General features: G+C 61.4%; 11 protein-coding genes and 1 tRNA gene. 4 read left to right on the top strand and 8 right to left on the bottom strand.

The annotated features are described in order from the left end of the window. Positions 1-15: 15 nt before the first annotated feature. The 5 genes from PG887_RS13145 to cmoM all read right to left on the bottom strand — a co-directional run bounded on the left by PG887_RS13145 (position 16) and on the right by cmoM (position 8,070). A complete protein-coding gene (locus PG887_RS13145; RefSeq protein WP_270821904.1) occupies positions 16-522 on the bottom strand; it encodes a hypothetical protein in 507 nt (168 codons plus the stop codon). Positions 523-668: 146 nt separating this feature from the next. After that, positions 669-5,096, bottom strand: a complete 4,428-nt coding sequence (gene mukB, locus PG887_RS13140; protein ID WP_270821902.1) for a chromosome partition protein MukB — start codon at positions 5,094-5,096, stop codon at positions 669-671. Positions 5,097-5,141: 45 nt separating this feature from the next. After that, on the bottom strand, positions 5,142-5,879 hold the full coding sequence (gene mukE, locus PG887_RS13135) for a chromosome partition protein MukE (protein ID WP_029314572.1): 738 nt from the start codon (positions 5,877-5,879) through the stop codon (positions 5,142-5,144). Next, on the bottom strand, positions 5,860-7,179 hold the full coding sequence (gene mukF / locus PG887_RS13130; RefSeq protein ID WP_029314574.1) for a chromosome partition protein MukF: 1,320 nt from the start codon (positions 7,177-7,179) through the stop codon (positions 5,860-5,862). Before mukF ends, mukE begins: the two co-directional genes overlap by 20 nt. A 114-nt stretch (positions 7,180-7,293) precedes the next feature. Then, positions 7,294-8,070, bottom strand: coding sequence for a tRNA uridine 5-oxyacetic acid(34) methyltransferase CmoM (cmoM, locus tag PG887_RS13125; protein WP_010674849.1), 777 nt, complete (start codon positions 8,068-8,070; stop codon positions 7,294-7,296). Positions 8,071-8,198: 128 nt separating this feature from the next. Here cmoM and elyC point away from each other — a divergent pair, with 128 nt between their 5' ends. The 4 genes from elyC (at position 8,199) to PG887_RS13105 (ending at position 13,554) form a co-directional block, all read left to right on the top strand. Continuing rightward, positions 8,199-8,984: an envelope biogenesis factor ElyC gene (gene elyC / locus PG887_RS13120; RefSeq protein WP_010674850.1), complete on the top strand. Its 786-nt coding sequence runs from the start codon at positions 8,199-8,201 to the stop codon at positions 8,982-8,984. Positions 8,985-9,119: 135 nt separating this feature from the next. Continuing rightward, the gene (gene tpiA / locus PG887_RS13115; protein WP_029314576.1) at positions 9,120-9,875 is read left to right on the top strand and encodes a triose-phosphate isomerase; all 756 of its coding nucleotides are present in this window, start codon (positions 9,120-9,122) and stop codon (positions 9,873-9,875) included. Positions 9,876-10,018: 143 nt separating this feature from the next. Then, on the top strand, positions 10,019-10,990 hold the full coding sequence (pfkA, locus tag PG887_RS13110; RefSeq protein ID WP_010674852.1) for a 6-phosphofructokinase: 972 nt from the start codon (positions 10,019-10,021) through the stop codon (positions 10,988-10,990). Between the two features lie 1,307 nt (positions 10,991-12,297). Beyond that, on the top strand, positions 12,298-13,554 hold the full coding sequence (locus PG887_RS13105; RefSeq protein WP_270821901.1) for an amidohydrolase: 1,257 nt from the start codon (positions 12,298-12,300) through the stop codon (positions 13,552-13,554). Between the two features lie 70 nt (positions 13,555-13,624). Here the strand turns inward: PG887_RS13105 and yjjG are convergent, their stop codons facing one another. The 3 genes from yjjG to PG887_RS13090 form a co-directional block, all read right to left on the bottom strand. Then, a complete protein-coding gene (gene yjjG / locus PG887_RS13100; protein WP_042879264.1) occupies positions 13,625-14,305 on the bottom strand; it encodes a pyrimidine 5'-nucleotidase in 681 nt (226 codons plus the stop codon). 33 nt (positions 14,306-14,338) lie between these two features. After that, positions 14,339-15,823: a M17 family metallopeptidase gene (locus tag PG887_RS13095; protein WP_270821899.1), complete on the bottom strand. Its 1,485-nt coding sequence runs from the start codon at positions 15,821-15,823 to the stop codon at positions 14,339-14,341. Positions 15,824-15,967: 144 nt separating this feature from the next. Continuing rightward, a tRNA-Met gene (locus PG887_RS13090) sits at positions 15,968-16,043 on the bottom strand.

Here is a 16,043-nt window from a genome sequence, read left to right as displayed (position 1 = left end):
GAAGGGTACCACCAATCAGCAGTTGGCCACCTCTCGCCATTCATCCATGAGTGTCGCACTTATTATCTGAATTCCCGCTTTAGGTGTGAGATAGTCTTTGATACTCACTATTTTATGAACCGAGCGACTACTCTCTAGTTTCTTTTGAAGCTGTTTCAACTGTTTTATATTTTTTACTATAGCTCGACAGCCCGCAATGTCTTGCATACGCGTCAATTTAATTGAATTAGTATTGTGCCCATCTAGCGTCGGTCTTTCCAACTTATCAATGATGGTCGAAAGCCGTTTAAGTCGTCTCGCAACCAAGACTTTGTTACTAACCTGAGATGCAATTCTTGCCAAGTGATTTTTCATCAACATTAATGGGTAAAGATGATATTCACGAAATCCTTGAATTCTCCTTATAGCTTCAGAGCGCCCCGTATCATCCATGCCATGCCTGATATCTCTAGCCGCACGGTCAATTTCATTTTTACTATATTCAAGTGGTTTTTTTTGGTTTTTATACTGTGAAATTGCCATTTAAAATCCTTTTGTAATTCTGGCCAGTATAGGTGTCAATATTATTTTGACAGTTTACCGTTGCTTTAACTGTAAAAAAAGATGCATTGCTCATGTAAAACGGGAGGCCAAGCCTCCCGTTTTCATACCTTATCCGTCAGCCTCTGTCAGGCGATGAGCTTGTCGTCGGCGAAGCCAAAGCCGCGCAGCCCCACCACATGCACATGTTCGTGCTTGCCCTGCACCTTGCGGATGAGCTTGTAGGTGGTGCCCTTCTCGGGGCTGATGTTCTCGGGCGCCGCGATAAGCAGCTGCATGTCCTGGCGCTCGCACAGCTCGAACAGGGTGGCGATGGATTTGCCATCAAGCCGCGCCGCTTCGTCCAGGAACAACAGGCGGCAGGGAGCGATGTCCTTGCCGCGCAGGCGGCGGGACTCCTCCTCCCAGCTGATGAGCACCATCAAGAGGATGGCCTGACCGGTGCCGATCGCCTCGCCGGTGGAGAGGGCGCCACTCTCGGCCCGCAGCCAGCCGTCGGCCCCGCGCTGCACCTCGATCTCCAGCTCCAGGTAGTTGCGATAATCCAGCAGCACGTCCCCCATCACCTGATAGTTGCGCTCCCCCTGCTCCACCTGCGGATTGAGACGCTGGAAGAGCTTGGCCATGGCCTCGGAGAAGCTGAGCTCCTTGTCGGCGAAGAGATCGTTGTGCATGGCGCTCTGATCGGCGAGTGCGGTCAGGAGGCGAGTATGGGCCTCGCGGATATTGACGTTGAGACGCACCCCGCGCACCAGACCGAAGGCGATGTTCTGCAGGCCCTGGTTCAATACCCGGATGCGGTTCTGCTCCCGGCGGATGATGTTGGTGATCTTGGCCGCCACCTCGTGGGAGGAGAGGGACAGATGGGTTTCCCGCTGCTTGAGCTCATCGGCGAGGCGCGCCAGCTCGATCTCCATCTCCTCGATGGCTTCAACCGGATCGTCCGAGCGGATGATGTCGTTGCGGATGCGATCTTTCAGGTAACGGTAGACCTGCACGTAGAAGGCGACCTTCTGCTCGGTGCTGCGGTTGCCTTCCGACAGACGCAGCGCATCGCGCAGGGCCTCGTCGTGGGCCACCGCCACCCGCAGGGCGCCGAGGGCCTTGTCCGACATGGAGCGCAGCTCGTCGCTGTCAAGATAAGCCAGCTCGCGCTTGTTCAGACGCTTCTCGACGTCGGTCTCCCGTGCCAGACGCACCACCCGCGACCAGCTCGCCTTGTGACCCACCAGGGATTTGCGGGCGCTGTAGTAATCCTTGCCTTCGAGCTTGAGACGACCGCCAAGGGATTCGATTTCGCGCTTGCACACCTGCAACTGGGCCTCGGCGCTGGTGCGGCGGGTCCGGGTGCGGATAAGCAGCTCTTCAATCTCTTTCTTGTGGGCACGGGCCTTCTCTTCCATGTCATCCGACAGGGTCAGCCCCATGGCCGCCAGCTCCTGCTCGAACTCCGCCAGGGTCTGCCCCTTGGCCGAGGCGCTGGAATCGAGCGCCGTGCGCAGTTGCAGCGCCTCGGTGTGGCGCTGGGTGATCTGCTTGTGCTGCTCACCGGCGGTGCGGGCGGCAAGCTCTGCCGCCTTGAGCTTCTCTTTGAGTCGCTCGCTCATCTCGGAGGCCTTGCCCAGCAGATCTTGCGCATCCTGATAGGCAAAGTGCGGCAAACGGGCCACCAGCTGATCGAGGGCGTAGCAACGGCGCTTCTGCTCGGCCAGCAGGTCGCTCACCTCGTCAAAGGCCGCCTGCAGGGCCGCCAGATCCTGGGGATCCTGGCGCAGCACCTGCACCATGGTTTCCAGTTTTTCCAGCGCCTTGCCGTGTTTGGCGATAAAGGCTTCGGCTGTTTTAAGGGCCTCCACGTCGGCGTGAGCCGCCTCGAGGCGGGCCGCCAGGTCTGCCTCGGCAAACAGGTGGGCAAAGGGCAGCATCCCCTGCACCAGCTGGATATGGCGGGTCAGCTGGGCGGCGGCGGCTTTGGCATCACTCAGCTGCTTGTCGCACTCGGCGATGGTTTCTTGCAGCTTGCGCTGCTCGTGCTGCTTGGCCTGCACCTCGGCTTCGGGGTCCGGGCGGAAGGCGATATCCAGATGCTGGCCGATAAAGTCGCGGAAGTGGCCGTAGAGACGGTGGTACTTCTGCTGCTCGAAGGCGGCCTTGGCGTAGCCCTCGATGAGGTTTTCCCGCTCAAGATCGAGCTGCTCGATCCGTTTTTCCCGGGCGGCGCGGCCAAACAGCGGCAGCTCGGGGTAGCGGGAGAAGCGCACCTGACGCTTGCTGGTGCGCACCAGCACGGCGTCCCCCAGCTCATCCGCTTCCACCAGATCCTCATCAAAGGAGTCGGGGTTGCCCTGGATGAGGTAGATATCTTCCGGGCAATCTTCCAGCTTTTTCAGCCGCTCGATGGCGCCTTCGAGGTCGAGCACCACCAGGGCGCTGCGAGCCGGGCCGTAGAGTGCGGAGTAGTAAGGGGCATCATCGATGGAGATGTCGTCATAGACGTCCGAGAGCAGCACGCCCCCCACCTGCTCGGCGATGCGGGCAAGACGGGGATCCGCCTCGCCGGCACCCAGCTGCAGGTTGCGAATTTGCAGCTCCAGCGCCTGTTTCTGGCCCTGAATGCGGTTGCTCTCCTGCTCGAACTCCCGCTCCTTGTCGAGCACGCTCTGCATGCCGGAAGAGAGTTCTTCGGCGGTGGCCAAGGCCAAGCCACTCTGCTCGCGCAGTTGCTCGAGTTTTTCAAAGGATTTGAGCCAGCGCGGGGCCAGCTTGGTCAGTTCCGCGATATCGCGACCCAGCTGAGTGCCCTGATGCTCGAGGCTGGCGCGGCGCTGATTGGCCTCTGCCTGCTGCTCGGAGAGCTCCTCCTGGCGGGTGCGCTGGGCTTCGAGGAAGATCTCCAGCTCGTCCTGGCTGGCAATGTGCTGACCAGACGCCTGGGCCAGCTCGTCTCGCAGCCGCAAGAGCGTCTTCTGGCTTTCGCTCTCTTTCTCGAGGCGAGCCAGGGCGGCGCGCAGACCCTGCCCCTGGGCAATGCGGGCCTTGTCTTCGATATGCCGCTTGAGCAGCCCCTGCGCGGTAGGCCAGGCGGCCTCGCGCACTGTCTCGGGGGCGATGCTGAGCAGCAGCGCCAGCGCCGCTTCGTGTTCGGCCACCGCTGCCTTGGCCAGCGCCAACTGCTGCTCGGCCCCCAGCACCCGGCTGGTGAGGCTCTGCTCGGCTGCGCGGAACTGATGCAGGGTGTCGCTCGCCTGCGCAGGCTCGAGCCCCGGCAGTTCGCACTGCTCGCGGGTAGTATCGAGGGCCTGCACCGCCTGACGGTACTGGATGGCGCGGGTCTGCTGGATATCGAGCGCCTGCTGGTAGTCGGCCAGCTGGGTCTTGAGGCTGTCCACCTCTGCCTGGGCCAGCTCCTTGCGCTCCTCCACTTCCAGCAACTGGCCGTGGATCTCTTCCACCACCGCCTGCTGCTGCTCGAGCTTGTCGTTGAGCTCCGCCAGATCGGCACGATAGAGGGCAATCTTCTTTTGCAGCGCCACGGCCGCCATCACCTTGGCCAGGTGCTCGGCGGCGGACTCCAGCTCGTCGGTCAGGAGCTTCTCGCGGTTGGTGAGCTGATCCACCTCGTCCGCCAGATAGATGGCGCGCTGTTTCTCCTCGGCCAGCAGACGGCGTTTGCCGGCGAGCTCAGAGCGTGCCTTGAGGGCCAGCTCGGAGAGACGGCTCTTCTCCGCAGCGCCCCGCACATACTCCGCGGCCACATAGTGGGTGGTCTCGGTGATGAGATTCTTGAAGAGATCCCGCTGACCTTGGGTCTCCTTGATGGCTTCCAGGGTGCGGCGGTTCTCGTAGATGGCCGCCTCCATGTCCTGGAACGCCTTGCGTACTCCGGAGTTCTCCGGCAGCAGGTATTCACGCAAGGAGCGGCTGATGGAAGACGAAATACCGCCGTAGAGGGAAGCTTCGATCAGGCGGTAGAACTTGCCGCGATCCTTCTGATCCCGCAGTTTCTTCGGGGTGATGCCGAACTCGAACATGAAGTTGTGATAATCGGTCACCGTATTGAACTTGGCGACCTTGATGGCGCCAAGCTCCGCTGCCGCCCCCTTCAGATCGGCGAAGGCACGTACCCGGCCCTTGCCGTCGTCGAGCTTCTCCAGCAGCAGATCCGTGGGCGCCAGGTGCTCGGGCACATCCACCAGGGCGAACGGGGTGATGTTGACCTTGTTGTCACGGTTGGCCACCTGTTCGAGGTGGACGCCGACCCAGATCCGCTGCTCGCGGCTGTTCATCACTTCCAGCAGCGAATAGCAGTGGCCGCGCTGCAGCTTGCCGTAGAGCCCCTTGTCGCGGGACGCGCTGGAGGAGCCCGCCTCCGTGGTGTTACGGAAGTGGAGCAGTGACTGGTCGGGAATGAGGGCCGCGATAAAGGCCGCCATGGTGGTGGACTTGCCCGCGCCGTTGCCGCCGGACAGGGTCGTGACCAGCTGGTCGAGATCGAAGGTGCGGGCGAAGAAGCCGTTCCAGTTGACCATGGTCAGGGATTTGAATTTGCCTCTCACTCCACACTCTCCATCAAACCGGCAGACACCATCAGTGCCGGCACATTAACGTTGCAGATCATCTTCCACCTCCAGCTCCAGCTGCTCTTCGTCCAGATCCTCTTCGATATCCTCGAACAGGGAATCGCTGCTCGGCATCTCGTCGTCGTGGAAAATGGCCTCCCCTTCCTGGATCATCCGCAGTTGCACCGCGCGAGGATCCTCGTCGGAGCGCACATCGGCGGCGAAGCGGAACACGGACTCGTTGACCCGGAATTTGTCACTGTTGCCAAGGGGGGTGATCATCCCGAGGCGCTTGAGGCGACGCATGGAGGTGCGGATCTTCTCGAGGAGCTTCTTCTTGTCCAGATCCGTGCCGCCGGAGCGGCTGTTGACCATGCGCAGCAGTTGCTTCTCGTCCGCCAGACTCAGCACCTCTTCTTGCAGCTCGCCCATGGCGAACACCCCTTCAGAGGCGAGCCTGTCCGGGCTCAGGAAGAGGTAGCAGAGCACCTTGCCCACCAGCATATCGAGCTCAGATAACACTGTTGTTCCGATGTCTGCGCTCGGGCGCGGACGCAGGTAGAAGAAGCCTTCCGGCGCCTTGATGAGTTCCACCTGATAGCGGCCGTAGAAGATCTCCAGCTCCTGGTGGTACTCCACCAGGGCCGAGTGCTGCTCGAATTCGTCGGCACTGATGTGGCGACCGGAGCGCAGGGCGGTGTCGATGCGCGGAAACAAGGGGTTGGCGATGGCCTCTGCGAGACGCAGGGGCAAGGGGAATTCAGTATTGATCGATGACATAGGCCTGAACCTTGGATCCAGCTTGGTTGATGGGTTTCCATGCGGGTTGGCGGTGGTGCTCGCGCTCACCGCTGGCATGGCCGAGACGCACGGCCTGATCGATCAGGAGGCGCGCCACGTCGAAGTGGGCATGAGCCGGGTAGTCCAGCAGGTATTCCCGCAGCACGTCGGCAAGATCCAGCCGATCTCCCTGCTCCGGGTAGCGGGCCAGGTAGCGCTCGATGCGCTCCGCCAGCTCCTGGTTGATGTCCACCATCTCTACGTACTCCATCTCGAGGGGCACCTCGCCGGTCACCTCCTCGTCGTGGATGGCGATGGTTTCATCCCGCAGCTCCAGCAGACGGGGCTCCTCGGCCACGCGCAGCAGCCAGTTGTGCTGCTCGAAGTTGCGGATGGATTCCCGCAGCCGCTGGCTGAAGGCGCGGTTCTTGTCCATGTCGATGGCGTTGCGGATGAACTTGTGAACGTGCCTGTCATAACGGGACCAGAGCTCGATGCACTGCTGGCCCCAGGCGGTGATGACGTCCAGACGCCCCTGCAGGGCGTGGGTCAGCTCCTCGACGTGGAACAGATCATCACGCCCCTGGGCCGCTTCCTGAATGTTGAGCAGCCCCGCCTGCAGGCGGTGGCCGGCGGCGTCCAGGGTGTCCTGCAACTCGCGCAGGGTCTGGCCGGTCTCGTGCAGGAGCTTCTCGCAGCTGTGGATGGCATCGACCCAGTTCTGGGTCAGCAGGGCCGCGATCTCGCTCTTGACCTGGTTTTGCTGCTCGTCCATGGCGCGCTGGGTGAGATCGATGCGCCCGAGCGTCTCTTCCAGGGAGAAGGAGAGACGCGGCAGCACCTCGGCGTCCCACTGCTCCCGGGTGTTGGTCTCGAGCGCCGCCTTGCGGGCGGTGTCGAGCTCGGCCGCCAGGTGCTCGAGCAGGATGGAGAGCTTGATGGAGTCCACCTGGCGCTGATCCATGAAGAAATCGACGATGCTCATGCCAAGGCGCGACAGGCGGTAGAGGCTCTCCCCCGCCACCATGTCGGTGGTGAAACGCGACAGCAATTGCTGACGAATGAGATCGTTGATGGCGTTGTTGGCGCGACCGGTGAGGGTCTCGTCCATCTGGCCGAAGGCACTGCTGACATAGCCAAAGGCATCGTGCAGCGCGGCCTCCGAGAGATCAGACTCGTCCTCGGAGAGCGTCTTGATCGCTATCAGAAAGGCCAGCCTGTCGGTGGGGAGGTTCAGCGCCAACCCCTCCTGTCTGACCCATCCCACCGTCTCTGGCAGGGTACGGGATGTACTCATCATGACGTTATCATCTCGTTGTTATAGTCGGCAGGTCTTTGCCTGCCGTGGTGATATAGGCCGGGGTCGGTGGCGCCCCGGCGGCTGGATCCCGCATCGTATTCACGCCGGTGGGGCTCAACCGGCCGGTTTCTGGGCCATCACATGGATGTAGCGCCCCAGGGAAACAAAGGGCTCCTGGCGGCAATATTGCTGCTCCATGGCCAGCAGGTCCTCGAACTTCTCGACCTGATCCTGCTTGTGGCGCATGTAGTCGTGGATGACACGCACCCCGGTCTTGCCGATGATCCGCAATCCCCCCCGGCCTATCCAGTCATAGACCTGCTCCGGCAACTGGGGATTGGTGGGTGTCAGGGCTGTCTGGCGTTTCTTGCGAAGGCCCAGGCGCACATAGTCAAAATTGCCCACCACCAGGCTCTGGAACAGGAGGCCGTGACGATTGTAAAAAAGCAGCGACAGTATGCCCCCAGCCTTGACGAAAGGGAACAGACCCAGCAAGGTCTGGCGCGGCTCGGCGAGCCACTCCAGTACCGCGTGACAGAGCACCAGATCGAAGGTGCCGGTCACGTGTTGCTTGAGCTCCTGAATGGGGCAATGGATGAGACGAATTCTGTCTTCCAAGCCCTTCTGGGCGATCTGCTCCCGGGCCAGATCCAGCATTTCTGCCGACAAATCGCACAGCTCCACCTGATGGCCCATGGCCGCCAGTTTCTGGGCGAAGTAGCCAAAGCCGCCGCCGGCATCCAGGATGCGCAGCGGCCGGTTGCCCAGGCGCGCCAGGCAGGCTTCGATGTCACTCCAGACAATGGTGGTGCGAATGCGCCCCTTGGTGGAGTCGTAAATGTTGCGAGCGAACTTGTCCGCGCGCCCGTCAAAACTCTGATCTTGCTTCAAGACACACTCATCTTCGGCCGCCCCGCCATGAGGGCCGCAGGAGGAACCACACAGGATTGGGCCACAGGAAAAAAGAGGGGTATTCTGTCACATCCCGAATTTGCTGAAAACTCAAGGACGTGTCTGTCGTGTTCGAGCTCAACTTCTTTGTCATCAAGAAATGGCTGGGCCATCTGTTGATGCCGCTCCCCTTCTCTCTCTCCTTGTTGGTGCTGGCGCTCGTGCTGCTCTGGTTCACCCGCTTTCAAAAAAGCGGCAGGCTGCTGGCGACCCTCTCCTTGGTGATCATCGCCCTGATGGGGACGCGGCCGGTGAGCTACGAGCTGGCCCGCAGCCTGGAGCAGACCTATCCCCCCTTCGAGGTGAGCCAGCATCCTGACATCCAGGCCATCGTCGTGCTGGGCAACGGTCATGTGAGCGATCCGGCCATCCCAGAGCGCGCCTGGCAAAACAACATCTCCCTGGCGCGCACCCTGGAAGGGGTTCGCCTGGCTCTGGCCTATCCAGAGGCCGAGCTGGTTTTCTCCGGCGCAGTGGCCGGGGATCCCCTGTCGAACGCCGAGGTCAACGCCCGCATGGCGGCCAGCCTTGGCATCCCGCGTGCGCGCATGACGTTGTTTGAAAACAACAAAGACACCCATGACGAGGCGGTCAGCATCGCCGCCCACCTCAACGGCAAGCGGGTGGCGCTGGTGAGTTCGGCCACCCACCTGCCCCGGGCCATGGCTCTCTATCGCAGTCAGGGACTCGATGCGGTGCCGGCTCCCACCGATTACACCGCCAAGCAGAGTCAGGAGCTGCAACCCCTCTACAGCTACCTCCCCAAGGGGCGTTATCTGATGTATTCCGAGGCTGCCATTCACGAGTGGATTGGGGTATGGTGGGCCCGTTTGCGTGGGCAGGTCACCGAGTGAGCAATCGCGCCTTGCATTCCTGATTTGGATCAGGAAAGCGAAAAAAAATTACGTCATTTGCCGCCGGGTCAGCTATCTTGGGCTCGGTTCAATTCATATAATGTTGCGCAATCAAATGCCTAGGAGATATAGAAGATGAGACAGCACCTGGTAATGGGTAACTGGAAACTGAACGGCACCAAGGCTTCTGTAGAAGCCCTGATCAAAGGACTGACCCCGGCCGCTGCCGCTCATCCTTCCGTGCAAGTGGCCGTCTGCCCGCCGGTTATCTTTTTGGGTCTGGTTGAACAGCTGACCGCTGGCAGCAAGATCGCCTACGGTGCCCAGAACGCCGACGTTCACGAGTCCGGCGCCTTCACCGGCGAAAACGCCCCCTCCATGCTCAAAGCCTTCGGCTGCACCTACTCCCTGGTCGGTCACAGCGAGCGTCGTACCCTGCACGCAGAGACCGACGACGTGGTGGCTGCCAAGTACGAAGCCATCCAGAAGGGCGGCCTGATCCCCGTGCTGTGCATCGGTGAAACCCTGGCCCAGTTCGAAGCCGGTACCACCAACCAGGTGGTCGAGACCCAGCTCAAGGCCGTGATCGATCGCTGCGGCATCGCCTCCTTCGAGAACGCCGTCATCGCTTACGAGCCGGTATGGGCCATCGGCACCGGCAAGACCGCCACCCCGGAGATCGCACAATCCGTGCATGCTCACATCCGTCAATACCTGGCCGGTTTTGATGCAGCCGTGGCTGCCAAGGTACAGATCCTGTACGGCGGCTCCGTGACTGGCGCCACCGCTGCCGACCTGTTCGGCCAGCCGGACATCGACGGTGGCCTGGTGGGTGGCGCGTCCCTGAAAGTGGACGACTTCTCCCAGATCATCGCTGGCGCCGCCAAGTAAGCGCCAAGCAAAGAGGGGCCCCGCCCCTCTTTGCATATCGCTTTCCTATGGACCCTCTCGCCATAGGAAAGCCGATATAGTAAAAGCGGCCAGCCGTATTTTTCAGAATCTTGATTTTCGACAACTCAGATCCAGAGGCACTCATGACCAAACAAATCAAACGTATTGGTGTTTTGACCAGTGGTGGTGACGCACCGGGTATGAACGCAGCCATCCGCGCCGTGGTGCGCGCCGGTCTGCATCATGGCCTGGAAGTTTACGGCATCTATGATGGCTACCTCGGTCTGCACCAGGACCGTATCGTCAAGCTCGAGCGTCACAGCGTTTCCGACGTCGTGAACCGTGGCGGTACATTCCTCGGCTCCGCCCGTTTCCCCGCCTTCAAGGATCCGAAAGTCCGTGCCGAAGCGGTCGAAAACCTGAAGAAACACGGCATCGATGCCCTGGTGGTCATCGGCGGTGACGGCTCCTACATGGGTGCCAAGAAGCTGACCGAAGAGGGCTTCCCCTGCATCGGCCTGCCGGGCACCATCGACAACGACATCGCCGGTACCGACTTCACCATCGGCTTTGACACCGCCCTGAACGTGGTCGTGGACGCCATTGACCGCCTGCGCGACACCTGCAGCTCCCACCACCGCATCTCCGTGGTCGAGATCATGGGCCGCCACTGCGGCGATCTGGCCATGTCTGCCGCTGTTGCCGGTGGTGCCGAGTACGTGATCGTGCCGGAAGTGGCCTTCGACAAGGAGAAGCTGCTGCAACAGATCAAGGAAGGGGAAGCCAAGGGCAAGAAGCACGCCATCATCACCATCTGCGAGCACGTCACCGACGTCAACGCCCTGGCAAAAGACATCGAGGCCATGACCGGCCGCGAAACCCGCGCCACCATCCTGGGTCACATCCAGCGTGGCGGTTCTCCCACTGCCCGTGACCGTATCATGTCCAGCCGCATGGGTGCCTTCGCCGTCGAGCAACTGCTGGCGGGCCAGGGTGGCCGCTGCGTCGGCATTCAGGGCAACGAGATGGTGCACCACGACATCATCGACTGCATCGAGAACCTGAAACGCCCGTTCAACCAGGAGCTGTACGATCTCTCCACCACCCTGTTCTAAAGGCTGTGGTCTGACAAAAAACCCTCCTCTGGAGGGTTTTTTTATGCGGGCTCCTCACCCCCTCCTCCCTCTGCGGGGGCCCGGCTATCCACTGGCCACTGTCGCCATGTCTTACCCCTTGCCCGGCGGCCCTGAGCCTCTGACCCCACGACCTTCTCCTTTACTTCTTTCCCCCGCTTTTCTGCTTGCTCACCTTGTTCGCGACGGGTCTGGATAAAGGCCTTGGTGCCGCAGAGCCACGGCCCTGCGCCAGGCCTCACCTGCCCTTCATCCCATCACACTGGCGCCATATAGCCACCCGGGTGGGCCGACGATCTCTCCCGCTTCCCCTGCGCGCGGGCCCGGTGGCTCGCCCCCCAAGAAAACAGCGAAAAACGGGGCTTCCGGCCACCCAAGGCCCCATGAAGGTCAAACCCCCATTTTCCCGCCTTACCCCTTCCCTTCCATGCTCCTTTGACGGCCCTTTTGTCGTTTTTCCGTACTCTTTTTGCACCCAGCCTGTTTGGGATGAGCAGAAAATTGAGGCTTCATCGGATAACCCTGGCTGGCAACAGCCTTGCAGACTGAGGTTAGGGCACAAGTCGTGAGAAAACATGACATGGGATGACAAAACCTGGCTAGCAGCCACCAACCTCCCTATGGCGACATCAATCTGCGCATCCCGCAGGCCATTTTGCTGACTAAAAATGGAGATCACCACAAAGAAGCCAATCGGAACCTCCAAAGAGAGCGTCATAAAATCAACATAACTAAATGTATTTAAAGACTTTATATGCATCCCCTTTCACTGGTATCACCATGAAACCCTTTCCAGGACAAAAAACGCCCTTAAACTTGGAAAAATACAGCCATATTTCACCGCCAAACCATTTTCGCCTCATAATTACATTTTTCGTTGTTTTATCGTTCTGTTGTGGTATCTTGGTTCCATCATGAGCCAACCAAGGGAGATAAAATCATGAAAGAGTTCGTAGTTACCGCCGTTTTCACCGTGTTTTTCACTCTGGTTGCCGTCTCCATGCCGTCGCTGGCACAGCTCTAAGTCGGTCAATCAGCCATCAGCCACCTCTACCACCAGAGGGGTGGTTCAAAAAACAGACTGCAACATGGGTTTTTGACGCGCTCTGGCAAAGGATGATGCCAAGCCACCATTGAGCGCGATCTGCGCGCACAAAACGACCTCGTCGACATCCATGCCATCTTTCAAGGGGAGCCCGGGCTCCCCTTGCCGCATCTCCCCCTGCGGGATTTACTCTTGCCCCCCTGCCCGTCACAATGGCCGCTGGATTTGCCACGCAGGAACCACCATGACTCAGGATGCCTTGCGCCACTGGCGCCGCGACCTTCATCGTCACCCCGAAGCCGCCTGGTGTGAATTTCGCACCACCACCCTCATCGCCCAACACCTCAGTGAACTCGGTTTCTCCATCATGCTGGGGGATCAACTGCTCGCCAGCACCCTCATCATGGGACGGGAAATAGACGTCCAGGCCCAGAAGGCCCGTGCCCTGCACCAGGGGGCGCATCCGGAGTGGATGACGCGGATCGACGCACTCACCGGCGTGATGGGACTCTGGGAGAGCGGGCGCCCCGGCCCCACCCTGGCGTTTCGCTTCGATATCGATGCGGTGGAGGTCGAAGAGAGCCAGGAGGCGTCACACCTGCCCGGCCAGGGAGGCTGGCACTCCGCCAACCCGGGCTGGATGCACGCCTGTGCCCACGACGGTCACACCGCCATCGGGCTGGTGCTGGCCGAGCGGATCGCGGCCCTCGCTGATCGCCTCACTGGCCGCATCAAGCTCTTCTTCCAGCCGGCTGAAGAGGGCTGCCGAGGCGGCAAGGCGCTCGCGGCAGGGGGGCAGCTCGACGACGTGGACGCTCTGCTGGCACTGCACATCGGCATTCACGCGAACAGCGGTGAGCTGGTGGTCAACCCCACCGAGTTTCTCTGTTCAACCAAATTCGACGTGGAGTTCATGGGGCAAGCTGCCCATGCGGGGCTCGAGCCCAACGCGGGCCACAATGCCCTGGCGGCGGCCTGCATGGCCACCACCGCCATGCTCGGCATTCCCCGCCATCGGGACGGCATGACCCGCATCAACGTGGGGCAGCTCAACGGCGGCAGTGGGCGCAACGTCATCCCGGGCCATGCCCACCTGATGGGGGAGACCCGTGGCGCGACGCCGGCCCTCAACGACTACATGTTCAATCAGGTGCAGCAGATTGTGGAGGGGGCGGCCCTGATGCAGGGCGCGACCTACCACATCCGCAAACAGGGGGAAGCGATCGGCATCGAGAACAGCCCAGCCCTCATCGAGGAAATCGTGCCTCTCGCAGAGGGGAATTCCCTTGATACCATCCACACCCGCCGCTTCGGGGCCAGCGAGGATGCCGGTTTCCTCATCGAGCGGGTACAGCAGCACGGCGGCGAAGCCGCCTATTTCATCCTGGGAGCCAACCTCGCGGCCCCCCACCATCATCCGGAGTTCGACTTCGACGAAGCCGTGCTGGCCCCCGGAGTGGCCTTGCTGGAGGCCTGGCTGCTCGCCCGCCTCGGCCGCTAGCAGACGCCGGATGCAAACAAGGCAGCCCATGGGCTGCCTTGTTTTTTTACATCCTTGCGGACATGGGGACCTACTCTCCCAGCACGATCGCGCAGAGATGGGCGAAGTGGTGGATCTCGTGGGTCGCCTCGCACGGGACTGTCTCCCGTCCCGGGTTGTACCAGCAGGTGGCAAGCCCCTGGGCGGCGGCACCGGCGATGTCGGTCTTGGGATTGTCCCCCACCATCAACACCCGCGCCGGGCTCGGCTGACCCATCTGCGCCAGGGCATGCTGGAAGATGGCCGCCGCCGGCTTGGTCACCTGCACCTCGTCAGAGATAACGAGAGGCTCAAACCAGCTGTTCCAACCCAGTTTGTCGAGGCGCCCGCGCTGGGGCAGGCTGAAGCCGTTGGTGATGATCCCCATTCTGACCTTGCTCTTCAGGGCCTGCAGGGTCTCCTCCACCCCCTCCAGCGGCACGCTCAGGGCGATGATCTGCTGCAGGAAGGTCTCGTTCATCGCCATGGGCGCCACGTTGACCTGCTCGGCAAAGAGCGAAAAACGGGTCTGCTGCAGGTGGGTGGCGTCAATCTCCCCTGAGTTGTACTGCTGCCAGAGCCGCTGATTGAGCGCATGGTACTCCGCCATCTTGGGGGGAGTCGGCGCCACGCCGTAGATCTGCAGGGTCCGCTCCAGCGCCCTGGCGACCGGAAAATCGAGCAGGGTTTCGTCCAGATCGAACAGCACCCAGTCATAGCTTGCTTGTTTCACGCTTGTCCTTATTGATTGTGCTTGGCCACGTTGTCATGCGTCGGGCGCACCCATCCCCAGAGGGCTGTCGAGCAGGGTCAGGGTCAACCTGACACCAAAGCCGGTTACCTCGCTGCCCACCACGCCATTGCCCCCCTTGTTGCGAAAACCACTCAGGTCGAGGTGCAACCAGGGAAGCTCGGCGGGCACGAAGCGCGTGAGAAAACGGGCGGCATCGATGTGATCCGGGGAGGCGCCCGGCGCGCACTGTAACAGATCGGCCCACTCGCTATCGAGGTTGTCATCGTAATCCTCGTCCAGGGGGAAGGGCCAGACTCGCTCCCCGCTCTGCTGTCCCAGCGCTATCAGAGTGGTGAGCCACTCGGGGCGGTTGGTGAAGGCGCCGCTGTAACGGCTGCCGAGCGCCCGTTTGCAGGCGCCGGTCAGGGTGGCATAGTCGATCAGCAAGTCGGGTTTGTCCCCGGCCGCCAAGGTCAGGGCATCCGCCAGCACCATGCGACCCTCGGCATCGGTGTCCACCACTTCGATGGTGGTGCCGTTGAGGGCGGTCACCACCTCACCGGGCCGGAAGGCCTGCGGGCCGATGTGGTTCTCGGCGATGGCGAGCCAGCAGTGCACCTCAACGGGGAGTTTCGCCCGGCTGATGGCCAGCAGCGTGCCAAGGGCCACCGCGCTGCCCCCCATGTCCAGGTGCATGCCATACATGCTGCCACCGACTTTCAGGTTGTAGCCACCGGAGTCGTGACAGATCCCCTTGCCCACCAGCGCGAGGCGGCGCACCGGGTTGGCCGGGCAGTAGCTGAGCCTGACGATGGCGGCCTGACCGTTTGCCGAGCCCCTGGCCACCGCCAGGAAGGCGCCGGCGCCCAGGGTGGCGAGGGCCGCCTCGTCAAACTCCTGCCACTGCCACCCCTCCTGCTGCGCCAGTTGCTGCACAAAGGCCCGGTAGCCTTGGGCGTCAAGCTCGGAGGCGGGCAGCACTGCCAGGTGGCGAGCCAGACCGTTGCCTTCGGCTTCTGCGCTCAGGCGGGCCACGTCCAGCTCGCAAGGGGGGGAAAGTTGCAACTGCTGATAACCCGGTCTTGTCGCCTTACTCCGTTTCTGGGTCGGCAGGGTCACATCGGCGGCGAGCAGGCAGGCGAGCACCACCCTTGCCAGTTGCGCGCGATGCTCATCGTCAAAGCCCTCCAGATGGAGCGCCAGGTGCGTCGCCTTGAGGCCCGCCAGCGAGCCCACCCAGCTGCGCACCTGCTTGTAGAGCCGATGATCCAGGACCGGGCGGGCATCCATGAAGATCACCCGTTGCAGCCCCTGACTGTCGTCAAGGGAATAGGGGGCCTTCTGACCCAGGGCTATCTGGGTTGCCACGGCGGCAAAGGGAGGCGTCGCCAGCAGGGTATCGCGCGCTGAGTCGGCAATGAGCAGGAGTTTGACGGCAGCCGACCCTGCCATTACTTCGGCGAGGGAGGTGTTCTGCATCGTGATTTGGGGAGAAGAATAGCTAAAAGGGGTCATCACAGGGTGCGGCCTCATCCATGAACAGAAAGCAGGATGATACCGAACAAATGGCGAGAGGGATCGGAAAAACACACATTATTGTGTGCAAGCAACAGATGCTGGAGGTAATCAGAGAGGTAATGCAGAAGAAAATCCGTCAGAAGTTGGTTGCGGGGGCCGGATTTGAACCGACGACCTTCGGGTTATGAGCCCGACGAGCTACCGAGCTGCTCCACCCCGC

This window comes from Aeromonas sp. QDB14 (assembly GCF_027707845.1).
In the GTDB taxonomy this organism is placed as follows: domain Bacteria; phylum Pseudomonadota; class Gammaproteobacteria; order Enterobacterales; family Aeromonadaceae; genus Aeromonas; species Aeromonas caviae.
The sequence above is the reverse complement of the archived record's forward strand: the minus strand, read 5'-3'. Positions and strand labels throughout refer to the sequence as shown.